This window comes from Gracilimonas sp. B-17 (genome assembly GCF_056857935.1).
On the sequence record NZ_JBSXOA010000011.1, the window covers coordinates 351,076 to 376,105 of the forward strand.

The following is a 25,030-nucleotide window of genomic DNA, read 5'->3' on the forward strand; positions in this document are numbered from 1 at the left end:
TTTGGGAAATCTGTTATTTTGAAAGAAGGTCGTACCAATGAAACAGATATGCAAAAGAAGAGATATAAAAAATATAGGTCAGAAACTGTTCGTTTGAGGTCGTGGGATTATGGATGGAATGGCGTTTATTTTGTAACGATATGTGCAGATCAACGAGTGTGTTTTTTTGGTGAGGTTGTTGGTTTGAATATTGATGATCATTTAGACACCGTAGAGACGCAAAATCTTGCGTCACTACGGTTAAATTCGGAGGATAAGATCGATTCAAATCCAGATGCCAATATGCAGTTGTCCAAAATTGGGTTAATTGCGCAAACCTGCTGGCTGGAGATACCGGATCATTTCCCGTTTGTTAAATTGGGTGAATTTATTGTGATGCCAAATCATGTCCATGGAATAATTATTATTGACAAGGATAATGATGCCCATGATAAGGTAGGATCACAAAATATTGTATCCCAACGAACGGGCAAACAAAAACCCTTGAATAAATTTGGACCTCAATCCAAAAACCTGCTATCCTGAATTTTGAATTTTGAATTTTGAATTTTTCATTTTGAATTCCCCCTAAACCAACCCTCCTATATCAATGATGTCACCCAATACGCCTGCGGCTGTAACCTCTTTTCCGGCGCCCGGTCCCTGTATCACAATAGGTGAGTTGCTATATCTGCGCGTATAGATCTGTATCAGGTTGTCGGTGCCTTTTAAATGGGATAGGGGAGAATCCGACTTCACTTCACTGACGCCGACAGAAATGCCATCCGGGGTGAATTCTCCCACATATCGTAACTTCTTATTGTTGACCAAGGCCTGTGCATTTCTGCTTTTCCAATGGGAATCATAATCAGGCAATTTCTGAAGAAATTCATCGGTTGTCAGAGATACCAGTTTTTCAGGAACCAGCGAATCAACCCGGATCTGTTCTCTTTCAAATTCATAGCCACTTATTCGGGCAAGAATGAGAAACTTGCGCGCAACGTCCTCTCCTGAAAGGTCATCGCGTGGATCAGGCTCCGAGTAGCCGTTAGTTTTAGCATTTTGAACCGACTGACTGAAAGATACTCCCGCCTCCAGTTGATTAAATAAATAGGTCATGGTTCCTGAAACGACCCCTGCTATTTTTGTGATCTCATCCCCGCTGTTAAGCAGGGTTTTGATGGTGCTTACTACAGGAAGGCCGGCACCAACAGCTGTCTCGTACCGGTATTGCGAATTATGATCGCTACAGGTCTTCACGAGTGTATCAAAGTATTCCTGTTCAAAGGTGTTTGCCAGTTTACTGGGTGTGGCTATATGAATACCATGTTGCAGAAGGTCATGGTAAACCCGGGCGACATGTTCACTCCCGGTGGCATCCACAAACACCAGGTCGTGGTCGGCTTTGTCCAGTATCTTTTTGGGGATAGAGTTCCAGTCCGTGTTTGCTCCGCAACAGATATTTGTTGGGTCATTGAGTTGTTCTGCATCCGGTTCCCAGCAAGTGAATCGGCTATTGCAAAATCCTACGATCTCGAGATCATATCTGGGATGTTCTAAATTCCAGATCTGTTCAAGCAGGGTTCCGCCTACTGCGCCGATTCCGGCCAGAAATATGGAAAGCTTTTTCTTGTTCGGTTTTGTTTCAGGGTGTGTTTGTTTTAATGCAAGTGTCATGATGAATGAGATTTTTTGAGTGAGCGAAAAAAGGGTTTTAATTGTGCGTTTAGCTGTTTGAATTCTATAAGAAAGGCATCATGCCCGTAGGGTGAGCTTAATTCAGCAAGGGTGCTGTTCGGCAATAGATCGGCCAGCTCTTTCTGTTCATGAATGGGATAAAGCTGATCACTGTCAAAGCCGACCACTAAAACAGGTATCTTTAGGTTGCCAAGAACCTCCTTAAAGGTTCCCCGATCTCTGGAAACATCATGTGAATCCATAGCCTGAGATAAAATGACATAGGTATTGGCATCAAATCGTTTTGCCAGCTTCTTTCCCTGATATTGCAGATAAGATTCTACCTGATAGATCTGTTTCTCAGGATGGACCCTGCGCGAGAATTTTTCCTCATAGTTTTCAGGGGTACGATAGGTGATCATAGCCATTGCTCTGGCAGCCTCGATCCCTTTGGTGGGAGGATCTTTGGGATCGTAATAACCATGCTTCCATTTTCGATCAGCCCGGATGGCCATCCGTTGTGCCTCACTGATACCAATAGCCCATGGAGAATGAGCTTTCCCCATTACAAAAAGAGCGGCTGATCTAACCCTGTCATCCATAAGGGTAAACTCAAGGGCTGTCATACCTCCCATGGATCCTCCTAACACCAGCTCAATACCCTGAATATTCCATTCATCAAACAAGAGTTGATGAAATGTGACGATATCCCGGATGGTGATGGGAGGGAAATCTGCCTGCCAGGGAGCACCTGTATTAGGGTTGATGGAAGTGGGACCGGTGGAACCATAACAACTTCCCGGAACATTGACGCAAAGAATAAAATGCTCTTCAGGGTCGAGGATACCGTCTTGATCAAATAAACCGCCAAACCATTCGTCAGCCGAAGCATGTCCGGTTAAGGCATGGCAGATAAGGATCACATTGTCTCGTTTTTCATTGAGTGTTCCCCAGCTTTTCCATGCAATATCTACTGAAGAGAAAATATGACCTGATTCTGTAGTCCAGTTTTTCTGTAATGTTGTGACTGCTATTCCTTTGTTCATATTTATTCTGTAAGTGAGCAACCTCGAAGCGTCCGATAGGACCTGCGAGCGTTGCGTGTATAGGTAATAAATTTAAAGCCGAACGCTGCGAGGACCGTTGGACGCTCGCAGGTTCTCCTGAGGTTTGTTTGATAAAAGCGGACATGGATTTCCACCACATCCGCAATGGAGTACAATGGTAGAATTATGCGGTTACCTGCAGTTTGGCAAAGGCCTTTTTGAAATCTTCAATGATATCATCGATATGTTCGATACCAACCGATACACGAATAAGGTCACCCTTTACGCCACTGGCTTTCTGTTCAACCTCATTGAGCTGCTGGTGCGTGGTTGAGGCCGGATGGATGACAAGCGTTTTGGCATCCCCAATGTTTGCCACATGACTTGATAACTTTGTATTCTCAATGAACTCGCGTGCAGCATCATAGCCTCCTTTTACACCAAAAGTGAAAACAGACCCAAACTGCCCGTTTCTCAGATATTTTTTTGCCCTTTCGTGATACTCATGTTCAGGCAGTCCGGTATAGTTGATCCACTCCACAGCTTCATGATCCTTGAGCCAGTTCGCAAGTTTTCGGGCGTTTTCATTATGGCGCTCTACTCTTAGCGACAGTGTTTCTAGTCCTTGTAGCAAGAGGAAACTGTTGAACGGTGATTGGGATGGGCCGAAGTCACGCAGGCCTTCAACCCGTGCCCGAATAGCGAAGGCAATATTCCCAAACGGACCGTCTTCCCCAAATACTTCCCAAAAGTTTAATCCGTGGTAAGAAGGAGAGGGCTCACTGAGTCCTGGAAATTTTCCATTCCCCCAGTTGAAGTTACCGCCATCCACGATCACCCCTCCGATGGAGGTGCCGTGGCCACCGATCCATTTGGTGGCTGAGGCAGTAACAATATTAGCTCCGTGTTTTAAGGGTTGAACCAATGCTCCGCCGGCGCCAAAGGTGTTATCAACGACTAAAGGAATTCCGTGTTCTTTGGCGAGAGTTGAAAGCCCTTCAAAATCAGCGATGTTTCCTCGAGGATTGCCGATCGACTCCACATAGATCGCCTTGGTGTTCTCATCGATGTGTTTGGCGTACGCCTCTACGGTTTCTTCTTCAGCAAAGTGGACATTGATCCCAAGCCGGGGAAGGGAATTCTTGAACTGATTGTAGGTGCCACCGTAAAGGAATTGAGTGGAAACGATATTGTCTCCGGCGTTGGCTAAGTTCGTAATAGCCAGAAACTGAGCAGCCTGCCCGGATGCTGTTGCCACTGCTGCCGTTCCACCTTCCAGGGCAGCCAGTCTTTTTTCAAAAACATCAGTGGTGGGATTCATGATCCTGGTGTAGATGTTCCCGAATTCCCTCAAGGCAAAAAGGTTGGCGGCGTGTTCGGTACTGTCAAAATTGTAGGACGTGGTTTGATAAATTGGTACTGCGCGGGAACCTGTTTCTGAATCAGGTTCCTGACCGGCGTGAAGCTGCAGGGTTTCGAATTTGAAGTCTCGTGTATCTTTTTCGTTGCTCATGATAATTGGTTGTTTGAGTAAGTGTTAGTTGTTTGTTTTGAATCTTCAAAACTGATGATCCTCCTCTGCGAGACTTAATTTGAACTAACAAAAAAAGCCTCTTTCAGAGATGAATCCGAAAGAGGCTTTTCTTACAAAAACCGGGTCTTATCGAACTCATCTTTTCCCTGCACATAACAAGTTATGTGCGGAACAGGATGTGGCACCTTTTCCCCCGCACATAAATGTTTATGAGCGGGAAACGGTTGCCAAGGCTTCACAGGACCTGATCCCTCCACCTTTCGTAATGAGAATGCAACAGTATGTTTAAAGAACGTTGAAAATTAAAGTCACTAAAAAAGCCCTTCTGTGTTACATTCAAAAGGGCTTGTTAACGATCCTCGGTTTATACCAATGCCCTTATGTCTGTGTCATGCACATATACATGCAACACATCATAGAACAAGAGCTGGTGATATTTTGACTTATTAATTTCACGCTTAAAAGCTATGGTAAGATTTTGGTTGGTGCAAATTAAAAATTTATTGTGGTGGATGTGTTTGATTTGACTGAATTTTCAAGTCAGATCGGGTCCTGCAATGTTAGAAGAGTGAAATAGCATTGAGGGTTTTATTGAGCGTTAAAATCATGATCTATTTCCCATATCCCAGGTTCCGAACCCAACCCTCCTTCTCTCTCCATTTTTCCCGGACTTTCACATGCAGCTCCAGATAAACCTGCTTGCCAATAAATTCCTCGATCGATTTACGGGCTTCAATACCCAGTTCTTTGATGGCTGAGCCACCTTTGCCGATCAGCATGCCTTTCTGGGATTTTTGATTCACGATGATATCAGCATGTATCCGGTCGATGTCAGGTTCTGCATCATAAGAAACCACTTCAACTGTACAGGAGTAGGGAATCTCCTGATGAAACTGAAGAAAGATCTGCTCACGTACTAACTCTGAAACAAAAAATCGAACCGGGTGCTCACTGAGGTCTTCTTTTGGATAGAAGGGAGGTCCGGGTAGCAGGCTGGCACGAATGTCTTCCATCAGTTCCTTTACGCCGGTTCCCGCCGTGGCCGAAACAAAATGGGTAGATCGAATCTTTAATTTTTCCTGGATCTCCTCAGCTGATTTTCGGGCTTTCTCTTCATTGGCCACATCCATTTTATTGACCACTAAATAGATCGGCTTGTTGATGGACCTGATCAGTTCGATCACATCATCAGTAGGATGTTTATCCATTGGGTCATGAATGAAAAGAATGACATCTGCATCCGAACGTGCGCGTTCCACGGTTTTCATCATGGCTTTTTGAAGCTCATATTTCGGTGAGATCACCCCGGGGGTATCCAGGAAAACAATCTGTGTATCCTCATCGGAATAGATGCCAACGATCTGGTGCCGGGTCGTTTGGGCTTTATGGGTAGTGATAGAGATCTTGGCACCCAGTATGTAATTCATCAGGGTTGATTTACCCGCATTGGGTTTCCCTATGATGGCAACGTATCCGGATTTGTGTGGTTTGGTTTCGGGCATATCTTATATTTAGAACTCAGAGTTATTAGTGTTAAAGTGGCGACGGTGTTACAGTGTTACGGATGACTTTAAGATCCGTAACACTGTAACACCACAACACCATCTAATCCACGAGTTTCTTCAATTCCGTGATCATCATTAAAGCTTCAATTGGAGTCATGCGATTCGGGTCGGTGGCTTCCAGTTTATTCAATACGGTTTCAATTCTGGGATCCACATGTGTTTGAAACATCGTCATTTGAGAAGTTTCAGGCTGTTTTTCAACTTTCTCAGATAAATTTTTGGACGCCTCTTTTTTGAAGGAAGCTTCTTTTTCTATTGATCCGTTTTTATTAGTGATATCCAGGCTGTGACTCTCCAGGTTTTTCAGGATCTCCTTGGCACGCTCAATGACCACTTGTGGTAGCCCGGCCATATCGGCTACCTGAATACCATAGCTGTGATCGGCTCCACCCTTGATGAGTTTGCGTAAGAATACCACTTTGCCGTCATGTTCTTTGACCTGAACATTATAATTCCTGATCCGGTCGTACATTTGTTCGAGTTCATTCAGTTCGTGATAATGTGTGGCAAACAAGGTCTTTGCCGCAACCGGAGCATGATTATGTAGATATTCGGCCAGTGACCAGGCAATACTCAAACCGTCAAAAGTGGAAGTTCCGCGACCTACCTCATCCAGCAGTATCAGTGATCTAGGAGTGGCATTGTTCAGGATATTGGCTGCCTCATTCATTTCAACCAGAAAGGTACTTTCGCCGGCTGCCAGGTTATCGGAGGCTCCCACACGAGTAAAGATCTTATCAACCAGGCCGATATTGGCAGATTTTGCCGGAACAAAACTTCCAACCTGAGCAAGCAGTACGATCAGTCCGGTTTGCCGCAAGATGATACTTTTACCGGCCATGTTCGGTCCGGTAATGATCAGGATCTGCTCGTTCTCTGTATCAAGTTTGATATCATTCGGAATGAACGGTTCACCCATCGGCAGAGACCTCTCAACGACCGGATGCCGTCCTTTCTTGATATCCACTTCCTCATGGTCACCAACTTGCGGTTTGGCATAATTGTTTCTGAATGCCACCTCAGCAAAACCCTGTAAACAATCCAATTCTGCTACAGCATGTGATACTTGCTGAATTTCATCCGCAAAGTCAGAAACATAAAGCCGGATCTCTTCAAAAAGCTCGTATTCCAGCGTTTTACTGCGCTCTTCTGCTGAAAGAACTTTTTCTTCAACCTCTTTCAACTCAGGGGTGATATATCGCTCAGAATTTACAAGGGTTTGCTTGCGAATAAAGGTATCGGGCACCTTATCTTTGTGGGTATTGGTCACTTCAATGTAGTAACCGAACACTTTGTTATAACCGATCTTTAGGGATGAGATATTATGTTCTTTGGCAAGTTCATCCTTGATCTGGGCAATGTACTTCTTACCATTCTTGGCAATATCCCGCAATTCATCCAGTTCATCGTTAAATCCTTCTTCGATCATGCCTCCATCACGCACACTGGCGGGGGGATCATCCTTAAGAGCCGTGTTGATCCTTTCCTGAACCTCGATCAGTAATTTCAATCGCCCTGATATGTCCTGAAGCAGCGGATCATCAATAGAGGCGATCTGACTTTTAAGTCTTGGGATCTGAGACAGGGATAATTTCAGCTGAACGACATCGCGGGCATTGGTGCGCCCCACACAAATGCGTGAGATAAGCCGCTCCATGTCTCCGATCTGCTCCAGTTCTTCTCTCAGAGTATTTCTGATCTCGTTATTCTCATACAACGTTTCAACAGAATCGAGTCGCTGTTGTATGGGCTTGAGTCGTTTAAGGGGACGCATGATCCATCGTCTGAGCAACCGGCCTCCCATAGCTGTACAGGTATCATCAAGAATGGAGATGAGTGTACCTTCAGTACCACCTTCCTGAATACTGGCGGTCAGCTCTAAATTTCGTTTTGTTGCTGCATCCAGGCTCATGAATTCATTGCTTTCATAAGCATACAGTCTGCGCAAGTGACGTAAATAGGCCTTTTGGGTTTCCTGCATATAATGCATGAGAGCACCGGCTGCAACATGGGCGATCTCGAGATCTTCAACCCCAAACCCTTTCAGTGAATGGGTTTCAAAATGATCTGTTAACAGGTCGTACCCATAATCTCCATCATACACCCAATCTTCTATATAAGTAATATTATGATGATTGAGCGCATCGTCCAGCTTGTTCTTCTTCTTCTGTTGAACCAGGATCTCTGAAGGCTGAATGGCAGCCAATAAATTATCGAGATTCTCTTCTCTGATATGGCTCAGGGCGAATTCCCCTGTTGAGATGTCTGAAAATGAGACACCAATGGTTGAACCTTCCCAGTGAAGGGAGGCGATATAATTATTCCGCTTGTGGTCCAACAGTTTCTCAGAAAGGGTAACCCCGGGTGTGGTGATCTCAGTGACCTCTCGCGTTACAATTTTTCGACCCGCCTTTTTAGCCTGTTCAGGATCTTCGGTCTGTTCACAAACTGCAACTTTGTAGCCTTTTTTTACCAGTTTGGGGAGGTAATTATCAAGGGCGTGATACGGAAACCCGGCAAGGGGAGTCTGATCCCCACCATTGTTTCTTTTAGTTAGAGTGATGCCGAGCTCCTTACTGATCAATTGAGCATCGTTGGCAAAGGTCTCATAGAAGTCGCCCACCCGAAATAACAAAATGGTACCCGGATGTTCGTCTTTGATCTGAAAATATTGCCGCATAAGCGGAGTTTGCTTTTTTTTAGCACTCATGCACTCGAAATAGGTCTTTTAGGCTGATAGATTGCTGATTATGGAATGTGGAACTTACCAATGAATTGACTGAAAAACTAAGGTATAAATGTTGCTTGTAATTGATTGACTATCCTGCGAATTTTAACCGTTAACCAATTAATGGAAGGATTTGCAAAAACAAAAGGAATTTGGCAAGCGGGTATTAAAGCTGGCTACAAAAAAAGATATTTTTTTTAATGCTTCAGCTATCACATTTAATCTGTTTATTTGTGCGGTACCATTTGTTCTGATCCTAATCTCTATTATCGGGTATTATTTATCTGCCGAAGAGGCATTTAATGAGATAGTTAGGTACGGAAGGGAATTCTTCCCAAGCTTTACTTACGAAACTCAGAGTGAAGATGTATTTCGGGGGGCTATTACAATCGAGACCCTGATCGAACCGCTTGTTGGTGCTCGCCAAATATTTGGTATCGTAGGTATTGTGGTACTCCTGTTCTTTACCCAGGGCTTACTGCACAGCCTTAAGCATGTACTCTTTGATACATTTGATATCAAGGAGAGAAAACACCCTATCATGGATGTGATATATAATTTCTTTGGGTTTAGTCTGATCGGGGTATTATTTCTGGTATTCAGTTTGGCCGTATCAACGATCTCACTTTTCAATTTGAGTCAGATCAACGTTCCGTTTACAGAAATAACCATAGAATTGCCCTGGATCTATGATTTTTTAAACGTTTTTTTACCGATCGCACTGGCATTTTTACTGATGTATGTGATCTTCAGATTCGTCAGTGAGCGTAAGATCAAGCCAAAAGTAGCTTTGATCGCAGCTTTGACCTACACTTTATTGTTTGAGATCGCAAAGTATGGGGTCAGTATGTATCTGGAATACGCTTTTTCCACGTACCGTTATTTTTATCAGGGATATGCTGTTTTGATCATTCTTTCAATATGGACTTTTTACACGGCTTTGCTGTTTGTTATCAGCGCTATTGTAGGCAGGGCATATAAAGATGTATTCATGCTCAATAAACCATCAATAGAAGAAAACCCATATACCGCCATTTCCTGATGTCTAATAAATTGCCACGAACGTTTTATGAGCGGGATGATGTAGTGCGTATCAGCCGCGACCTGATCGGAAAGTTTTTATGTACAAATATTGGCGGAGTTCAAACGGCTGGAATGATCGTGGAAACTGAGGCTTATAATGGTCGAACTGACCGGGCTTGTCATGCTTATCCGGATGTCAGAACTGCAAGAACTGAAACACTCTATGGTCCGCCGGGCAAGGCTTATGTTTACCTTTGTTATGGCATTCATCATTTGTTTAATGTGGTAACAAATAAGGAGGGAAAGGCAGATGCCATACTTATCAGGGCTATAGAACCTAAGAGTGGTCTTGAAGAGATGCGGGAAAGGCGGAATCGTGATACCATTGATGCTTCGATTAGTAATGGTCCTGGAAAATTATCCCAGGCGTTGGGAATTAAAACGGAACATGATCAAAATGACCTGAAGGGTGACGAGATCTGGATCGAAGATAGAAAAATTGAGATCATGGAAAATCAGATCGTATCAGATACAAGGGTGGGGGTTGATTATGCAGGAGAAGATGCAAAGTTACCCTGGAGGTTTCTCCTGAAAGGGTCAAAATGGGTCAGTAAAAAAGTTCAGACATAAAAAAACCCGATGGTGAACATCGGGTTAGTGCTAAAAGGAGGTCTCAAGGAGATTAATTTTCGTTGTCTTCTTCGCCTTCACTGTTAATGGCTTCAAAACGTTGTTGAACTTCAGGATGTGCTTGTACTGCTTGTGCAACCTGTTGGAAGGTCTGAAGATCCATACCAGCTTCCTGAATAACCTGCATGTATTGCTGTTGGGCTTGCTGATTGATCTGCATCAATTGAGGCTGGACCTGTTGAATGGTTTGTTGCTCTTCTTCTGACAGATTCAGCTGTCCGGCCATCTGAGGATTTTGCTGAGACATCATGATCTCCTCAAAACGGGAATATTCCATGCTCGTTTCTTCAATCGCAGCCTGCATTTTTTTCTGTGCTTCCTCCTGAATTCCCTGACCTGCTTTAGTTATTTCGGAAAGCATGACAAGTTGCTCATCCGTTACTTCTTCAGGACTCAAAGGTTCAGGTTGTGGAGGGGTCATTTGTTGTTGAGCAAAAGCGGATGCCGAAATAAATAATGCTCCAAATATTAACGTAATACCGTATTTCAAAAAATTCTTCATGTGTGTGATTTATTAAATAAATGATTCTTTTATGTAAACTAACATGCTTCTCTATACTAATGCAAACTAAACTGATCCCAAAATGTTCTCATCTTTTTAGGGTTTTACATGATAAAACAAAAAAATGGTAAGAAAGTGATCTCAGGAGATCTCTGTAAGGCATAAGACCAAACAATTAATTTAATATTAAATGAAATGATAGATCGATTCAATGTGTTTGGCTTACATCTGATAAAGAAAAATCCAAACTAAATATTAAAATGAAGACACTTAATAAAATTACAACATTACTTGCGGTAACTATTTTTGCCGTTTCATCTCTTGCAATGGTAAAAATTGCAGCCACCAGTTGGACCATAGATAAAGCACACAGTGCGATCAATTTTAAAGTCACGCACTTCTTTACACCGGTTAATGGTGAATTCAAAGACTATGAGGCCACTGTGAATTTTGATCCACAGAATCTGGAAGAAAGCATGATCGATGTTAAGATCATGGTTAACAGTATTGATACTGAGAATGAGAGAAGGGATGGACACCTGAAAACAGCTGATTTCTTTAACGCTGAAAAATGGCCACACATCACTTTTAAGAGTGATAATATTGAAAAAACCGGTGACAATGAATTTGTTGCAAATGGTAAGCTGACGATCAAAGACGTAACTAAAGAGGTAGCATTGCCTTTCACTCTGTTGGGTGTGATGGATAACCCAATGCAGGAAGGTAAGCTTGTGGCAGGTATTCAGGCTTCAACTGTTGTAGACAGAACTGATTATACTGTAGGTACAGGTGATTGGGCCTCAGACGCTGTAATCGGCGATGAAGTGACCGTTGATCTGAACTTAGAACTGAATGCCGATAAATAAATCGGTTATTTCGGAATTTTACCAAAGCATCGTTTCATTTGAGGCGATGCTTTTTTTATTTTAGGGATTCACATCAAGCCTAATCAGAGCAATGAATAAGAAACGCATACTAGTTTTATCCGGATTTATTTTAATAGCAGCACTCTCACGGGTTTTCCCGCATCCATATAATTTTGCACCTATGGGAGCTATGGCCATATTTGGAGCTGCATATTTCACAAACAGAAAGTTGGCTTTCTTGCTGCCTTTATTGGCATTCTTTATCAGTGACCTTTTGGTAAATAACATACTGTACTCCTCATTCTATGGAGGCTTTACTTTATTTACTCCGGGTTTCTATTGGATGTATGGTTCAATTGCACTTATCGTATTGGCAGGTATCTTTATTTTCAAGAAAGTAAATATGAAGTCAATTATTGGCGGAAGTCTTGCAGCATCTGTTATCTTCTTCCTTGTCACTAATTTTGGTGCATGGCTGGGCAATCCGATGTATCCACAGACAATTGAAGGGTTGATAATGAGCTATACGGCCGGTATCCCATTCTTTCATTACACTGTTGCCGGAGATCTGGTGTATGCAGGTGTAATGTTTGGAGCCTTTGAATATGCAAAATCCAGGATCCCTGCATTGCAACCGGCAAACTAAACGATTTCAGGGCTTCACCAATGAAGCCCTTTTTTATTTGAACGCATCATGAAAAAGATCATAATAACAGGGGCAACCTCAGGGATCGGGCGAGAACTTGCACTTCAGTATGCCGCTCGGGGTAATAAAGTCGGTTTGTTAGGCAGGCGAACAGAAAGACTGAAGGAACTTAAGGATGAGATAGGAGAACTGGCGTATGTCAGAACACTTGATGTGACTGAGCATGATAAGGCTGAGAAAATGTATACTGAACTCATCGAAGAAATGGGTGGTATGGATATTATGATCCTTAACGCGGGTATGGGCAGAATTCAGATGATGCCTCCCTGGAGAGCAGAATCAAAACTTATCGAAGTAAATGCACTCGCGTTTGCACATGGTTGCCATTTTGCATTCGATTATTTTAAAGAAAATGGGGGTGGCCAGGTTGTTGGTATGTCATCAATGGCTGCGTTGCTGGCTCACCACAGGGCTGCTGCTTATACGGCTTCAAAGCACTTCATTTCAAATTACATGACCGGATTTCGGCAGAAAGCCAGGAGAGTAAAACCTGATATTACATTAACAGAAATTAGGGCAGGATACATCCTAACGGAAATGACGGAACGGGCAAAAGGGATGTTCTGGGTGGCTGATGTCGGTAAAGCGGCGGCTCAAATGATCGCGGGAATAGAAAAGAAAAAGAACGTCTTCTATGTGACTAAACGCTGGAGGCTGCTTGCATGGGTAGCAAAGTGTGTACCTGAATTTTTATGGAATCGGATCTGATCACTTATTTCTACGGCACCGCTCACTGCAATATGTGACATGGTCCCATTCCCTTTTCCATTTTTTCCTCCATGTGAAAGTTCGATTACAAACAGGGCAGATCTTTTCAGGCAGATGTGGCTTTCTATAGGTAAGGTCACTCATCCTTGTCATAAAGTGATAATCGTATTGGGCCTTTAGCTTTATCTATGGATATATCTTTTCCATCTTGAGTGATACGTATCATTTTTTCGTTTTGCATTTTCTTTGCCACGCCTTTGACATCATCAAGATGATCTCTCCAGACATCCATAAAAAGATCTCTTGTCACTTCAGATGGACAAACTGATTTTTCCGGCCCTCTTTTCTTGGTAAAGGTCAGGATCCTATTTCTAATTTCTTGCTCTGATTTCTTCATAACTCTCTTCCAGGTTGATCATAGGTTTTGGGTAGTTTTTCCCGATTAGTACGTTAAACAATTCTTGTTGTTCACTACTCATTTTATGAGGTTCATGTATAAATTCTTTTGGCACATGCTTTAATTCAGGAACCCAGGTTCGAATAAAGTCACCATCACCATCATACTTTTCGGATTGTTTTACAATATTGAAATACCTGTTCCTTGGGTCATGACCCACAGTCGTATTATAGGCCCAGTTACCATAATTGCTGCATGGGTCATAATCCAATAATTTTGATTCGAAGTACTCAGCACCCATTCTCCAATCAAGATTGAGGTTCTGTGCCAGAAAACTTGCAACATTCTGACGCCCACGATTACTCATAAACCCTGTTTTATTTAATTCCCTCATATTAGCATCAATAAAAGGAATTCCTGTATTACCTTCAGCCCACTTGCGAAATTTATTCTCATCCAGGTCCCAATCTCTGGGTTTCGCCTGTATACCTGATTGCCAAAAGATCTTGTCTCCATGTTTCCATGCCGAAAAACGGAAAAAATCTCTCCAGATCAATTCAAAGATCAGCCAGTAAGTGGACACGTTCTTTTCCCTTTTTTCTTCATACTCTTTTACTTCCCAATAGATCTTGCGTGGGGAGAGGGAACCATTGGCAAGCCAGGGCGAGAACTTTGAGGAATAATCAGACCCCAAGAGACCGTTTCTGGTGAATTTATACCTTTTCAAATGATCTCCTTCCCAGAAGTAATCCTTCAATCTTTTTATAGCAGCATCCTCGCCACCTCTGAAATCAAGAACACTTCGACTATCTGACCCAGATTTCATATTAGCAGGAAAGAGGGCACTTATTGATGGAATTTCGGATTTAGTATCTCCTTCAGGCAGTTTTATCTTTTCAGGCTTTGGTAGTTCATTTCTGATCTTTGAATCTTTTTCAGTTTTTTTGCGATACTGTGTGAATACGCCTGGAATTTCGTCTTTAGAAAATGGTATATCATTTATATGAAAGAGGGTGCTTTGCCATACAAATGATAATTTTTTGCCCAACTGATCTTTTAAGGCCTCTTCAACTTCGATCTCCTCCTTTGTGATCTCTTTAGAAGTGAATACAAGATCTATGGAATACTTATCAACGAGTTTCGGAATGATTTCTTCAGGCTTACCTAATTGAATAAAAAGATCGCCTCCCAGCTTTTGAAGATTACTTTTTAGGTTAACTACAGACTCTCTTAAAAATTTTACTCGGTGTGAACCGGTCTTGGGTAAACCAAACGATGTTTTATTAAAGTGTCTTGGGTCAAAACAATAAACCGGCAGAATTTCTTCAGCCTGGCTGGCTTTCAAAAGAGCCTCGTTATCATGAATTCTAAGGTCGTTTCTGAACCATATTAGAGATCGCTTCATAGGTTTTTTAAATTATAATTCCATTGGCTGTTAATTCATTCCGAATTGATGAATTAAGTATAGGATCGCACTACTTTTAAAAGTTTAAAAAGAATGCCCCGCAATGGTTAAAGCCATCACATTTGGATATTAATTTCGATATATTTGGTATTGAAATTTTGAAGAAAAAATAGAATAAATGAAAAATGTTGTATTGATTCCCGGAGATGGAATCGGACCAGAAATTACGAACTCAGTAACCACTATTCTTGATAAAGCAGGAGCCGACATTAAATGGGTGGATGCTAAAGCCGGTTTGTCAGCTTATGAGGAGTTGGGTACCCCACTTCCTGAAGAGACTATAGAGGCAATTGAGGAACACCGTATTGCTCTTAAAGGTCCTCTTACAACACCGGTAGGTTCAGGTTTCAGGTCGGTAAACGTGGCATTGAGGCAGCAATTCAATTTGTATAGTAATATCCGTCCTGCACATACCCTTCCAAGCATTGACTCACCATTCAGAGACGTTGATATGGTCCTATTCAGGGAAAATACTCAGGGTCTTTATATTGGTAAAGAACAATGGATAGAAGAAGGTGAGAATAAAAGACATTCCGAAGCTATTGCTGTTGTAACAGAAGAGGCAAGTCATAAGATCATCAAAGCTGCATTCGAGTACGCTAAGCAACATGAGCGAAAAAAGGTTACACTGGTTCATAAGGCGAATATTCTGAAATTGACAACGGGATTATTTTTGGAAGTTGGCAAAAAGGTGGCAAAAGATTATCCGGAGATCGAGTTTGAAGATCTCATTGTGGATAATATGGCTATGCAAATGGTAATGCGGCCGCGTCAGTTTGATGTGGTTGTGACCACCAATTTATTTGGGGACATTCTATCAGATCTGGCTTCCGGTCTGGTTGGTGGACTTGGAGTGACAGGAGCAGCAAACATTGGAGACGATGCAGCGATGTTTGAGGCGGTCCATGGTTCAGCTCCTGATATTGTTGGTAAGAATGTTGCAAATCCATTAGCGTTATTGTTCTCGTCTTTAATGATGTTGGAACACATCGATCAGAAAGCTGTGGCTGAGAATATCCGAAAAGCCATCTACAAAACACTTGTGGAGAAAAAGGTCTATTGTACGCCAGACATTGGAGGTGAGGGTACGACATCAACCTTTACTCAGGCTGTTTGCGACAACATTTAGGTTGTCAGAATGAGATCGTGTAAGTAAAAAGGCTGCTTTAAAGGCAGCCTTTTTTGTGTTTAGAAATACTCATAGACCTTGTTCGATCAACCGAAAATTTTGAACAAGAACCAACTTATCACAGACATTACCAGGCCAAATATGAGAGCCCAGCTAAAACTTCGAACCTTGAAACCTGTTACCATCTGATCCACCAGCATGATCAAAAGGGCATTTATCACCCAAACGAAAAGTCCAAATGTCAATATAGTAATGGGAAGGCTGAGTATGATCAATATGGGTTTGATGAACACATTGACTATTGCTAATAATGCAGCAACAAATACAGCACTCCAGAAATTCTTAATTTCCACACCCTCTAGAAGAGAAGCCGTTGCATAAACCGAAATACTATTTAATAACCAAGCCCAGATCATATTTTTTCTATTAGTTAAAATTCGCTTTTATTTACGGGATATTACCTAAATTAGTTTCACTAGCTCATGAGAACAGTGTATAAAACATATGATGACCTTTTAAACAAAGAATTGGAAGACCTCTTCAGGTTACGCCAGCAGATCTTCATCATCGAGCAACACTGTTTTTATGAAGATATCGATGGTTATGATGACAAAGCAGGCCATCTTCTTATCTATGATGAAGACATCCTTGCGGCATATCTTAGAATTTTTGATCCCGGTGTAAAATATGATGAGGCAAGTTTAGGAAGGATAGTCGTGGAGCCATCTTATCGTGGAACCGGGCTTGGGCAGAAGTTGATCAGAAAAGGAATAGAACTCTGCAAAGGTGAAAAGATCAGGATCGAGGCTCAGGCCGCCCTCATCAATTACTATAACGATCTGGGGTTTAAAGAAGAAGGAGAGGTGTATTCGGTTGATGATATTGACCATATTCAAATGGTATCATCTTAACTCTTTGACTTTCATTTCAAGATCCCCATTCACTTCTTCATATCCTTCAAAAAGTTGTAAGATAAGTTCATTGCTTACATTAACGTCCTGATCGCCCTTGGCGTTATCTTCCAATTTTTTACATACTAAATTAAGATCAGACAGGCCTACATATAACATTATTGGTTTAACCTTATGAGCTTCTGTGGCCACTTTACTCCATTCCTGGTTATCGTTGGCTGTTTTCAAGTTCTCAAGGTGTATGGGGGTTTCTTTCAGGAATAACTCGATCATTTCAATGATCATGGTGTTGTCCCCGCCACTCATGTTTTCAAGATAACTTAAGTCGATTTTCCCCATTTCAAATTGAATTATTAATTACAGATTAAAACAGGTAAGAAAGATAAGCAGAATAAAAGGATGTAACTATAGAAATCTGAAAATCGGGTGTAGCAATTCCGTCTTGTTCAGATAAAAATTATACGTAAATCAGGTTCAACCGGTAAAGATCACGATACTCACCAGTACCAAAACGACTACTTTAAAAATTATTGCCTTCCAGTTTCTCATTACTATGTGGGTGTAACTATTCTGTGATGAGCCGAATAGAACGAATTATCCACATTAAAGTCAAGTTATCCACACCTATTTATTAAGAAATTTTAATAAAATTTTAGGTGTTACCTGATCTCTTAGGGGAAAATTACAATTACAGCTCTTCAGGTCTGATAATTATTCACATAGAATTGTGAATTATTCTACTGTTACACTTTTAGCAAGGTTTCTTGGCTGGTCCACATTAGCTCCCCTGTTCACAGCAACATAATAGGAGAGAAGCTGTAAAGGAATTACAGTTAAAAGCGGAGTCAAGACATCCATGGTTTCCGGAACGATCGTTTTGAACTCAGCAAGATCAACCACTTCATCATTATCAGGGGTAGTGATCGCAATGATGCGGCCTTTGCGAGCTTTAACTTCCTCGATATTGCTGATCATTTTATCATTTGTATGTTGCGTGGCGGCGATAACTACAACCGGCATCATTTCATCGATCAGGGCAATTGGTCCATGTTTCATTTCAGCAGCCGGATAACCTTCAGCATGGATATATGAGATCTCCTTAAGTTTAAGAGCGCCTTCCAATGCAACCGGGAAACTGTAAGACCTTCCAAGGTAAAGGAAGTTGGGAGCATATGAGAATAGGTTCGATATATTTCTTATCTCATCCGTGTCATCAAGGATCTCCTGAACTTTAGCCGGTATCTTTGCCAACTCACCGATAAGCTTTTTGGCTTCAGGCTTTTTCAGAGTCCCTTTTGCCAAGCCTAATTTGATCGCCATCATGGTAAGTACAGTGACCTGGCCAGTAAATGCTTTGGTTGAGGCAACTCCGATCTCCGGACCGGCATGAATGTACACTCCTGCTTCTGTTTCCCTTGCTATGGTTGAACCCACAACATTGACCACTCCGATGACAGTTGCTCCTCTTTCTTTGGCTTCTCTTAGAGCAGCAAGAGTATCTGCTGTTTCTCCACTTTGAGAGATAACTATCATGACGTCCCCGGGTCCCACAAGGGGTTCTTTGTACCGGAATTCAGAGGCATATTCAACTTCCACCGGCACTTTGGCCAAATATTCAAAAAGATATTCACCTACCAGTCCGGAATGCCAGCTGGTTCCACAGGCAGCGATGATCAATCGTTTAGCATCCACGAGTTTATCCATGATCTCTTCAATACCACCCAAGGTAATGGTACCTTTATCAGTATCTATTCGTCCACGCAGACAGTCGGCAAGAGCGCGGGGCTGCTCAAAGATTTCTTTGAGCATAAAATGATCATAACCGCCTTTTTCAATTTCTTCAAGACTTAATGACAATTCATGGATCTCTTTCGTGAGTTCAATGTTGTCGGCTGTTTCAACAGTGAAATTATCTTTAGTAATAACTGCGATCTCCCCATCATCCAGGTATACCACTTTATCGGTATAGGCTGCCACAGCTGAAGCATCGGACGCGATAAGCATTTCACCATCACCAACACCAAGCAAGAGAGGTGAACCCTTTCTTGCCACAATGATCTGATCAGGAAAATCGGAATGAACCACTGCAATACCATAGGTTCCATGAACCTGGTGCAAAGCAAACTGCACAGCCTTTTTTAGCGAATTTGAGTCTTTCTTCAGGAAGCTCTCGATCAGCTTTGCTAAAACTTCCGTATCAGTATCAGAATAAAAGCTATAGCCCTCACTGATTAATTTTTTCTTGAGTGTACTATAATTTTCAATGATCCCATTGTGGACCAAAGCCAACTTTCCGCTCTCTACAGTATGAGGGTGTGAATTGATATCATTAGGTTCACCATGGGTAGCCCACCGGGTATGCCCAATACCTATAGTGCCTTTTTCATTCTCTCCGACTAATTTTTCAAGATTCGATACTTTTCCTTTTCCCTTTGTAATGTTCAGGGAGCCGTTTAAAATAGCAACTCCGGCTGAATCGTATCCTCTGTATTCAAGTCTCTTGAGTCCATCAATAATAACTTTGCTGGCTTGTTTTTCGCCAACGTACCCAACTATTCCGCACATATGATATACTTCTTAAATAATTTTATTTGTTTGCGATAATGCGTAAATATAAGAGCTATTAAACTGAATAACGATTACGATTTTTTGAAATTATGTCTACACAGTTAGATGTTCAGATCTGTTTCTTCGAAGATGAAAAAAGTAAAAATTTTCATCCACTTACATTGACACGACCCGTCGATGATCTTCGCCTTGGAATATATACGATCAGACAAAAATGGTTGCTTACACTGAGATTGAACCGATATAACCGAATACTGAGAGACAGGCTCTCAGGTGTTTTCAGAAGAAATGAGATCGACAACGATAAACCGGTATTATGGATCAATTCCCGCTTTCTTCCTTCTGAAGAACTTCTAAAGGTGATTTACGAGCTTGAAATAGGGGAATGCATTGATTTCAAGGGAGCTACTGTAGCCGCTTCTATTTCGGCTGAAAAGTCCATAACCATGTTTGATCAGAATCACTTTTCTGCAGAAGGATTAAACATTAAAGACCTCTCAGAATCAATTCACCTGGAACACATTTGGGACCTGCTGTCATTGAATTCTTATGAAATTTCTAAAGATCTTCCATTGACAGGTTTGCAATCTGTTCAGGCTTCTGATGATAATTATTACTCAGGTATACATCATCCCCGAAATACTTTCATTGGAGATGATGTAGTTTTAGAGCCCGGTTCTCATATCTTTGCTGAAGAAGGACCGGTCGTGATCCTAAAAGAGGCATATATAGAATCTGGAAGTATTCTAAAAGGACCTGTGGTTATCGGGGCAGGAGCAACGGTTAAAATGGGTAGCCGTATCTACGGGGCAACGACAATTGGGCCTGTGTGTAAAGTTGGTGGTGAGGTTTCAAATTGTATCTTTCATTCATACTCCAATAAGGCTCACGATGGCTTTACCGGTAACTCAATATTCGGACAATGGGTGAATTTGGGAGCCGATACGAATACTTCGAATCTCAAGAACAACTACAGTACCGTTAGATTAACAGACTGGGAGAGTGGAAAGGAGCTTGAAACCGAACAGCAATTTTTAGGAACTGTTATGGGAGATCATTCAAAAACGGCGATAAATTCAATGTTGAATACCGGAACGATCTGTGGTGTGAGTTCAAATATCTTCATGAATGGTTTCCCTCCGAAATATATTCCTTCCTTTTCCTGGGTTGGTTCAGCAGATTTCGGGGAATACGATTTTGGTAAAGCGGTTGATGCCATGAAAGCAATGATGAAGAGGAGAGATATAACTCTGAGTGGTGAGTACGAAAAGATGATGTACCAAATTTTCAAGAATCGGTAGTTTTCTCGTTCAATACCCTTCGGAAAGCCAAAAATGAAGAATCCCAATATGGGTGGGTAAGCTCAGAAATTGTTACCCCCTCTGATGTTGATGCGTGCAGGAATTCAGTGGAATTTACCATTATACCAACATGATATGTGCGCCTCCCGGTTTTAAAAAATACCATATCTCCGGGGGTAATACTTCGTTTAGAGACCGGCGCACCAAATTCAAGTTGCTCTAAAGTAGTTCTCGGTAGGATCACGGAAAAATAATCTTCATAGACAACCTGCATAAATGCCGAACAATCGATGCCATTATATCCGGTTCCACCAAGAATGTAGGGAATACCCTTCCAATCATTGTAGGCGAGTTGAAGTATATCCTGTCGCTCACGTATCAACTCGGTTGCCCCGGTACTGGCAATGATCGTTGTTTCATGGGATACCGGTTCAGATGCCTTAGCCGGCGGGTCGACAGGTTCTTTCTTTTGGTAGGAACCCCGTTTAACCGTTCCACATGCTGTTATAGCAAATAACAGCGATGACAATAGGAACAGGGATATGATCTTTAAGCCGTCATGTTTCATTATCTGTAAATATAAACGGATATGCTTACTTTTGATGATATAGTTTAAAATAAAAAAAGCCGATATTTAAATGAAGTTACTTGTCAACATTGATCACGTTGCTACGCTGAGGAATGCACGTGGAGAAGGCTATCCTGACCCAATCGAAGCTGCAGGGATCTGTGAGGAGGCCGGAGCAGCAGGCATTGTATTTCACCTTCGTGGAGATCGAAGGCATATTCGTGATGAGGATGTATACAGACTAAAAGAGCATGTGCGCGGGAAACTAGATTTTGAAATGGCTGCTACTGATGAAATGCTCGAGATCTGCACTGAGGTTGATCCTGATTTATGTACTTTGGTCCCAGAAGGCCGGGAGGAATTGACCACAGAGGGCGGTTTGGATATGGAAGTTGTTTTTGATGACTTCAAAGAACGTGTGTTCCCAAAACTTAGAGAAACCAGCATTGAGATCAGTTTATTTCTGGATCCAAATCCCAGAGATATTGAGTTGGCACACAAGTTAGGAATTGATGCCATTGAATTACACACGGGTACATTCGCCAATGCAGACGCTTCCAAAAAACAACATGAACTCACAAGATTACGTAAGGCAGCCAATATGGCCAATGATCTTGGGATCAAAGTGAATGCCGGCCATGGATTGAACCTAGATAATCTTCCGGATCTGCTTGAAACGATCCCGGTTCTTAATGAGGTCAGTATAGGGCATGCGTTGATCAGTAAGTCATTATACTGGGGGTTGGAAAGAACAGTTAAAGCCTATTTACAGATCATTGATGATTATTACGGTTCATAATTGAAAACCTCAGCTAAACATATCGCAGACCGAATTCGACTTATGATCGCCACCAAGCAGTTTCAGGTGGGAGAGGTGTTACCATCCACGAGGGAATTGGGGCAACAGCTGGAAGCAAGTTTTCATACCGTTCGGAAAGCGTATCATATCCTTGAAGACGAAGGCCTGATACTGGGTGAGCAGGGACGAGGTTTCACCGTTAAGAATCAAACTCCACTGCTGGATAAATCAGCCAGACTGGAAGTTGGAGGAGAGAAGGTTCAGGCTTTAGTTGAAGAATTGGTGGGCTATGGTTTGGATGAGTCTGAGATCGAACTGCTGTTTCAGGAACAACTTGGATTTATGGAATGGCCCGATCGTATTCAAACCTCTGCAAGTGTAGGGGAAAATCATGAGCTTGCACGGATGCTCTCGGATGCTATTAAAAAGCAGGTGGGTGTGAAGAGTGAGGTAATAAGTGTGAGTGAATATGAAAAAGCAGCAAAATACGATGCACTGTTTGTTCCCATTCACCTGATGAGTCACTTCCGAAGCCTTCGGGAAAGTCTTTTGGTGATACCTATTGTTTATGATTACGATCCGGACATCCTGTTGTCTATGGTTGATAGAGCGGCAATAGATACGATCGGATTGGTGACAGGATCTGAAGAAACGATCCCAAAAATCATCGAAGAATTAAAGAGATCGGTTCATTTTGAGGGCTCATTTGTTGCCGGTACTATCTATGGAAAATCACTTCCCTTGTTTGTCCGTGAATCAGACCTGATCTTATATACTTCGGATAGTACAAGATTGGTCGAGCAAAAAGTACCGCAAAAAAACCGGCTCAGACTTGATTACCTTTTATCAGAAAAAAGCTCAGAAATGATCAGAGCGGAATTGTGGGACCAATAAATTTTAAATTCTATACCTAAAAATTTACAATACTTGATTAAGAAAGTTATTCAGCAGGCAATTGATGCCATTGAAAAAGAGATATTAGCAGTCAGAGAGACGCCATCCACGGATGTGCTTTTTACCGGTGAATTGGAAAAAATATCCGGTGAATTCATCTATACGTTTGAGTCGCAGAACCGCGGACTTCGTTTTGCTGAGGAAATTAGAGCCAAAGTAGATTCTAAAGAATACAAAGTTCATGTTGTTGAATTCAAGGATAAAAAAGTGAGGCTTGAATTTCCTGAAAATGTAGGGAGTAAGATCGATGAAGTATTCCTGGAGTGGGAAAATGATTTTGTTCTCAAAAAAATGGAAGAGCACTTATTTAAACTGCAGGATAAGGCAGAAGAAGTTCCACAACTCAAGGCTCTGCTTGAACCAACGGGGCATTTTAAAACACATAGGGATTCTGTTAAGATACAGGTTGATGATCTGAGAAATGAGGCACAAAAGGATGCTATTGAGAAGTCGTTAAAGAATAATATTCTCTATGTTTGGGGGCCACCGGGAACAGGAAAAACGGCGACTCTTGGGTATATCGTGGCCAACCTCCTGAACCAAAACAAGAGGGTACTATTTGTGTCAAATACAAATCGTGCGGTAGATGTGGGTTTATTGAGTGTGATCGATGCTTTGTATGAGATCGATCCGGGTTACGATCTACAGAATACGACTCGCTTTGGTGAAGCCGCATTGGATGACGCCCGCCTTGAAGACATTTTGTTTGAACATCAGGTCAAAGTGAAACTTGATGGTCGGAAATCTGATGCAGTACAACTCTCAAATCTTTTGAGTAAGTATGAAAAACTTCAGGAAACCGTGGATGATCTTATGAGGAACGGTGAAAAAGTTCCTGAAAAACTGGACCTTGAATGTCAGTTGGCTGCTAATAAAATGGATGAGTACGGAGGAAAGGAAGCGGTCGAGATCGAAATTGATCGGCTCCTAAACTTGAATGAACGCTATGAACTGAAAAAGAAAAAATTGGTTGCTACAACGCTTGCCAAAGTGTGCACATCAGAATTATTCTACAATATCAGTTATGATGCGGTGGTAGTAGATGAGGGGTCGATGGCAGGTATACCATTCATGTTGTTGATGGCGGGTAAGAGTAAAGAGCATCTTATTGTAGCCGGTGACCCCATGCAGCTGCCACCTATTGCGATAACAGACCATAGGGAATCCAGGGAGTTTTTAGAGCAGGATATCTTTACATATGTATCAAGATCAGAATCTACAGAAGATCTATTTAACTGGCATGATTTTAATCCGGACTTCACCAGCTTTTTTGATATACAATATCGAATGAAAAATGACCTTGCCGGTGTAATAAGTTCGGTCTTTTATGAGGGAAGATTAAAATCAGGAAAACCTGCAGATGGAAGAGATCTTGATAATGGTGAATCAGCCTCAGTTGCGTTGATAGATACGGCAAAATACAATCCGGTTTTGGAGCAGGAGTCTGAGGAAAAAGGATTCAAGCCGATCAATGAGGTACATATGCGACTTATTGAGGAAAGTGTGAAACGGCTTACAAAAAATCATGCTCCTGAAAATATTGGGATCATTGTTCCTTTTAGGAACAGTGTTTACAAGGTTAGAAATCATCTTTGGGAAAAAGGCTTTCGGGATATTGAAGTTGGGACCATTCATACATTTCAGGGGAGGGAGAAACCTGTTATTATCTTTGATACAGTGATGAGTGGTGAATGGCAAAATGGAGGGTTACGACATTATTCGGTCAGGCCCTTCGATGAAAAGAAGAATGGCCTTTCGGTACCCCGTCTGTTGAACGTGGCATTCTCCCGAAGTAAGGAATTACTGGTGATCATTGCAGATATGGGACACATTCAGAAAGTATATGGGAACAAATTCTTAGGTCGGCTTCTTGGTTCTGTGAAGGAGATCTCAATATGATCTGAATGTGGATCG

25 protein-coding genes and 1 riboswitch are annotated in these 25,030 nt (G+C 41.9%); of the genes, 12 read left to right on the plus strand and 13 right to left on the minus strand.

The genetic code is table 11. The features are described from left to right. The first annotated feature begins 48 nt into the window (after positions 1 to 48). Positions 49 to 525, plus strand: coding sequence for a hypothetical protein (locus tag AC13FX_RS06360; RefSeq protein ID WP_482879696.1), 477 nt, complete (start codon positions 49 to 51; stop codon positions 523 to 525). Between the two features lie 42 nt (positions 526 to 567). On the opposite strand, the gene AC13FX_RS06365 is transcribed toward AC13FX_RS06360, so the two are convergent. The 5 genes from AC13FX_RS06365 to mutS form a co-directional block, all read right to left on the minus strand. Further along, complete coding sequence (locus AC13FX_RS06365; RefSeq protein ID WP_482879697.1) at positions 568 to 1,656, minus strand: homoserine dehydrogenase family protein; 1,089 nt, start codon at positions 1,654 to 1,656, stop codon at positions 568 to 570. Beyond that, on the minus strand, positions 1,653 to 2,702 hold the full coding sequence (metX, locus tag AC13FX_RS06370; RefSeq protein WP_482879698.1) for a homoserine O-acetyltransferase MetX: 1,050 nt from the start codon (positions 2,700 to 2,702) through the stop codon (positions 1,653 to 1,655). The genes AC13FX_RS06365 and metX overlap by 4 nt, the downstream gene beginning before the upstream one ends. 184 nt (positions 2,703 to 2,886) lie before the next feature. Beyond that, complete coding sequence (locus tag AC13FX_RS06375) at positions 2,887 to 4,215, minus strand: O-acetylhomoserine aminocarboxypropyltransferase/cysteine synthase family protein (RefSeq protein WP_482879700.1); 1,329 nt, start codon at positions 4,213 to 4,215, stop codon at positions 2,887 to 2,889. Between the two features lie 153 nt (positions 4,216 to 4,368). Further along, a riboswitch (SAM riboswitch) is annotated at positions 4,369 to 4,508 on the minus strand. Positions 4,509 to 4,847: 339 nt separating this feature from the next. After that, complete coding sequence (gene era / locus AC13FX_RS06380; RefSeq protein WP_482879701.1) at positions 4,848 to 5,738, minus strand: GTPase Era; 891 nt, start codon at positions 5,736 to 5,738, stop codon at positions 4,848 to 4,850. A gap of 103 nt (positions 5,739 to 5,841) precedes the next feature. Further along, on the minus strand, positions 5,842 to 8,511 hold the full coding sequence (gene mutS, locus AC13FX_RS06385; protein ID WP_482879702.1) for a DNA mismatch repair protein MutS: 2,670 nt from the start codon (positions 8,509 to 8,511) through the stop codon (positions 5,842 to 5,844). A gap of 151 nt (positions 8,512 to 8,662) precedes the next feature. On the opposite strand from mutS, the gene AC13FX_RS06390 reads away from it, so the two are divergent. Continuing rightward, positions 8,663 to 9,571 (plus strand): YihY/virulence factor BrkB family protein, encoded by a 909-nt coding sequence (locus AC13FX_RS06390; RefSeq protein WP_482879704.1) that lies wholly within the window; start codon positions 8,663 to 8,665, stop codon positions 9,569 to 9,571. Next, positions 9,571 to 10,182, plus strand: coding sequence for a DNA-3-methyladenine glycosylase (locus AC13FX_RS06395; protein ID WP_482879705.1), 612 nt, complete (start codon positions 9,571 to 9,573; stop codon positions 10,180 to 10,182). Before AC13FX_RS06390 ends, AC13FX_RS06395 begins: the two co-directional genes overlap by 1 nt. A 52-nt stretch (positions 10,183 to 10,234) precedes the next feature. Here AC13FX_RS06395 and AC13FX_RS06400 read toward each other — a convergent pair whose 3' ends face one another. After that, positions 10,235 to 10,744, minus strand: a complete 510-nt coding sequence (locus AC13FX_RS06400; RefSeq protein ID WP_482879706.1) for a DUF4168 domain-containing protein — start codon at positions 10,742 to 10,744, stop codon at positions 10,235 to 10,237. 260 nt (positions 10,745 to 11,004) lie between these two features. On the opposite strand from AC13FX_RS06400, the gene AC13FX_RS06405 reads away from it, so the two are divergent. The 3 genes from AC13FX_RS06405 to AC13FX_RS06415 all read left to right on the plus strand — a co-directional run bounded on the left by AC13FX_RS06405 (position 11,005) and on the right by AC13FX_RS06415 (position 13,024). Then, a complete protein-coding gene (locus AC13FX_RS06405) occupies positions 11,005 to 11,610 on the plus strand; it encodes a YceI family protein (RefSeq protein ID WP_482879708.1) in 606 nt (201 codons plus the stop codon). A gap of 91 nt (positions 11,611 to 11,701) precedes the next feature. Further along, the gene (locus AC13FX_RS06410; protein ID WP_482879709.1) at positions 11,702 to 12,256 is read left to right on the plus strand and encodes a DUF6580 family putative transport protein; all 555 of its coding nucleotides are present in this window, start codon (positions 11,702 to 11,704) and stop codon (positions 12,254 to 12,256) included. Positions 12,257 to 12,304: 48 nt separating this feature from the next. Beyond that, entirely contained in the window at positions 12,305 to 13,024 is a 720-nt protein-coding gene (locus AC13FX_RS06415; protein WP_482879710.1) for an SDR family NAD(P)-dependent oxidoreductase, read from the plus strand. Here the strand turns inward: AC13FX_RS06415 and AC13FX_RS06420 are convergent, their stop codons facing one another. From AC13FX_RS06420 to AC13FX_RS06430, 3 genes are read right to left on the minus strand one after another with little or no spacing between them, the layout of a single operon-like run. Further along, positions 13,025 to 13,168 carry a DUF2256 domain-containing protein gene (locus AC13FX_RS06420; RefSeq protein WP_482879711.1) on the minus strand — a complete coding sequence of 48 codons (144 nt, stop codon included), beginning with the start codon at positions 13,166 to 13,168 and terminating at the stop codon, positions 13,025 to 13,027. After that, positions 13,161 to 13,421: a DUF3253 domain-containing protein gene (locus AC13FX_RS06425; RefSeq protein ID WP_482879712.1), complete on the minus strand. Its 261-nt coding sequence runs from the start codon at positions 13,419 to 13,421 to the stop codon at positions 13,161 to 13,163. The genes AC13FX_RS06420 and AC13FX_RS06425 overlap by 8 nt, the downstream gene beginning before the upstream one ends. Further along, positions 13,396 to 14,826, minus strand: coding sequence for a DASH family cryptochrome (locus AC13FX_RS06430; protein ID WP_482879713.1), 1,431 nt, complete (start codon positions 14,824 to 14,826; stop codon positions 13,396 to 13,398). The genes AC13FX_RS06425 and AC13FX_RS06430 overlap by 26 nt, the downstream gene beginning before the upstream one ends. A gap of 178 nt (positions 14,827 to 15,004) precedes the next feature. Here AC13FX_RS06430 and AC13FX_RS06435 point away from each other — a divergent pair, with 178 nt between their 5' ends. Continuing rightward, positions 15,005 to 16,015 carry an isocitrate/isopropylmalate dehydrogenase family protein gene (locus AC13FX_RS06435; protein WP_482879715.1) on the plus strand — a complete coding sequence of 337 codons (1,011 nt, stop codon included), beginning with the start codon at positions 15,005 to 15,007 and terminating at the stop codon, positions 16,013 to 16,015. Between the two features lie 86 nt (positions 16,016 to 16,101). On the opposite strand, the gene AC13FX_RS06440 is transcribed toward AC13FX_RS06435, so the two are convergent. Continuing rightward, positions 16,102 to 16,431: a phage holin family protein gene (locus AC13FX_RS06440; RefSeq protein ID WP_482879716.1), complete on the minus strand. Its 330-nt coding sequence runs from the start codon at positions 16,429 to 16,431 to the stop codon at positions 16,102 to 16,104. 66 nt (positions 16,432 to 16,497) lie between these two features. On the opposite strand from AC13FX_RS06440, the gene AC13FX_RS06445 reads away from it, so the two are divergent. Continuing rightward, a complete protein-coding gene (locus AC13FX_RS06445) occupies positions 16,498 to 16,926 on the plus strand; it encodes a GNAT family N-acetyltransferase (protein ID WP_482879718.1) in 429 nt (142 codons plus the stop codon). Here AC13FX_RS06445 and AC13FX_RS06450 read toward each other — a convergent pair. Then, on the minus strand, positions 16,918 to 17,265 hold the full coding sequence (locus tag AC13FX_RS06450; protein ID WP_482879719.1) for an Hpt domain-containing protein: 348 nt from the start codon (positions 17,263 to 17,265) through the stop codon (positions 16,918 to 16,920). The genes AC13FX_RS06445 and AC13FX_RS06450 overlap by 9 nt on opposite strands. A 393-nt stretch (positions 17,266 to 17,658) precedes the next feature. Continuing rightward, positions 17,659 to 19,491 carry a glutamine--fructose-6-phosphate transaminase (isomerizing) gene (gene glmS / locus AC13FX_RS06455; RefSeq protein ID WP_482879721.1) on the minus strand — a complete coding sequence of 611 codons (1,833 nt, stop codon included), beginning with the start codon at positions 19,489 to 19,491 and terminating at the stop codon, positions 17,659 to 17,661. 92 nt (positions 19,492 to 19,583) lie between these two features. Here glmS and AC13FX_RS06460 point away from each other — a divergent pair, with 92 nt between their 5' ends. Then, complete coding sequence (locus AC13FX_RS06460) at positions 19,584 to 20,795, plus strand: putative sugar nucleotidyl transferase (RefSeq protein ID WP_482879723.1); 1,212 nt, start codon at positions 19,584 to 19,586, stop codon at positions 20,793 to 20,795. Here the strand turns inward: AC13FX_RS06460 and AC13FX_RS06465 are convergent. Further along, positions 20,782 to 21,363, minus strand: coding sequence for an NlpC/P60 family protein (locus tag AC13FX_RS06465; protein WP_482879724.1), 582 nt, complete (start codon positions 21,361 to 21,363; stop codon positions 20,782 to 20,784). The genes AC13FX_RS06460 and AC13FX_RS06465 overlap by 14 nt on opposite strands. A gap of 70 nt (positions 21,364 to 21,433) precedes the next feature. Here AC13FX_RS06465 and AC13FX_RS06470 point away from each other — a divergent pair, with 70 nt between their 5' ends. The 3 genes from AC13FX_RS06470 to AC13FX_RS06480 are packed head-to-tail and all read left to right on the plus strand — an operon-like array spanning position 21,434 to position 25,015. Next, positions 21,434 to 22,162 carry a pyridoxine 5'-phosphate synthase gene (locus AC13FX_RS06470; RefSeq protein ID WP_482879726.1) on the plus strand — a complete coding sequence of 243 codons (729 nt, stop codon included), beginning with the start codon at positions 21,434 to 21,436 and terminating at the stop codon, positions 22,160 to 22,162. Then, positions 22,163 to 23,056: a GntR family transcriptional regulator gene (locus AC13FX_RS06475; RefSeq protein ID WP_482879728.1), complete on the plus strand. Its 894-nt coding sequence runs from the start codon at positions 22,163 to 22,165 to the stop codon at positions 23,054 to 23,056. It abuts the gene before it with no gap. A 33-nt stretch (positions 23,057 to 23,089) separates the two neighbouring features. Next, the gene (locus AC13FX_RS06480) at positions 23,090 to 25,015 is read left to right on the plus strand and encodes a DEAD/DEAH box helicase (protein WP_482879730.1); all 1,926 of its coding nucleotides are present in this window, start codon (positions 23,090 to 23,092) and stop codon (positions 25,013 to 25,015) included. Positions 25,016 to 25,030 lie beyond the last annotated feature (15 nt).

Excerpts from the sequence above, each read along its gene's own strand:
- AC13FX_RS06360 (WP_482879696.1), top strand. The coding sequence starts at position 49 with ATGCAAAAGAAGAGATATAAAAAATATAGGTCAGAAACTGTTCGTTTG.
- AC13FX_RS06365 (WP_482879697.1), bottom strand. The coding sequence starts at position 1,656 with ATGACACTTGCATTAAAACAAACACACCCTGAAACAAAACCGAACAAG.
- metX (WP_482879698.1), bottom strand. The coding sequence starts at position 2,702 with ATGAACAAAGGAATAGCAGTCACAACATTACAGAAAAACTGGACTACA.
- AC13FX_RS06375 (WP_482879700.1), bottom strand. The coding sequence starts at position 4,215 with ATGAGCAACGAAAAAGATACACGAGACTTCAAATTCGAAACCCTGCAG.
- era (WP_482879701.1), bottom strand. The coding sequence starts at position 5,738 with ATGCCCGAAACCAAACCACACAAATCCGGATACGTTGCCATCATAGGG.
- mutS (WP_482879702.1), bottom strand. The coding sequence starts at position 8,511 with ATGAGTGCTAAAAAAAAGCAAACTCCGCTTATGCGGCAATATTTTCAG.
- AC13FX_RS06395 (WP_482879705.1), top strand. The coding sequence starts at position 9,571 with ATGTCTAATAAATTGCCACGAACGTTTTATGAGCGGGATGATGTAGTG.
- AC13FX_RS06400 (WP_482879706.1), bottom strand. The coding sequence starts at position 10,744 with ATGAAGAATTTTTTGAAATACGGTATTACGTTAATATTTGGAGCATTA.
- AC13FX_RS06405 (WP_482879708.1), top strand. The coding sequence starts at position 11,005 with ATGAAGACACTTAATAAAATTACAACATTACTTGCGGTAACTATTTTT.
- AC13FX_RS06410 (WP_482879709.1), top strand. The coding sequence starts at position 11,702 with ATGAATAAGAAACGCATACTAGTTTTATCCGGATTTATTTTAATAGCA.
- AC13FX_RS06415 (WP_482879710.1), top strand. The coding sequence starts at position 12,305 with ATGAAAAAGATCATAATAACAGGGGCAACCTCAGGGATCGGGCGAGAA.
- AC13FX_RS06420 (WP_482879711.1), bottom strand. The coding sequence starts at position 13,168 with ATGAGTGACCTTACCTATAGAAAGCCACATCTGCCTGAAAAGATCTGC.
- AC13FX_RS06425 (WP_482879712.1), bottom strand. The coding sequence starts at position 13,421 with ATGAAGAAATCAGAGCAAGAAATTAGAAATAGGATCCTGACCTTTACC.
- AC13FX_RS06430 (WP_482879713.1), bottom strand. The coding sequence starts at position 14,826 with ATGAAGCGATCTCTAATATGGTTCAGAAACGACCTTAGAATTCATGAT.
- AC13FX_RS06435 (WP_482879715.1), top strand. The coding sequence starts at position 15,005 with ATGAAAAATGTTGTATTGATTCCCGGAGATGGAATCGGACCAGAAATT.
- AC13FX_RS06440 (WP_482879716.1), bottom strand. The coding sequence starts at position 16,431 with ATGATCTGGGCTTGGTTATTAAATAGTATTTCGGTTTATGCAACGGCT.
- AC13FX_RS06445 (WP_482879718.1), top strand. The coding sequence starts at position 16,498 with ATGAGAACAGTGTATAAAACATATGATGACCTTTTAAACAAAGAATTG.
- AC13FX_RS06450 (WP_482879719.1), bottom strand. The coding sequence starts at position 17,265 with ATGGGGAAAATCGACTTAAGTTATCTTGAAAACATGAGTGGCGGGGAC.
- glmS (WP_482879721.1), bottom strand. The coding sequence starts at position 19,491 with ATGTGCGGAATAGTTGGGTACGTTGGCGAAAAACAAGCCAGCAAAGTT.
- AC13FX_RS06460 (WP_482879723.1), top strand. The coding sequence starts at position 19,584 with ATGTCTACACAGTTAGATGTTCAGATCTGTTTCTTCGAAGATGAAAAA.
- AC13FX_RS06465 (WP_482879724.1), bottom strand. The coding sequence starts at position 21,363 with ATGAAACATGACGGCTTAAAGATCATATCCCTGTTCCTATTGTCATCG.
- AC13FX_RS06470 (WP_482879726.1), top strand. The coding sequence starts at position 21,434 with ATGAAGTTACTTGTCAACATTGATCACGTTGCTACGCTGAGGAATGCA.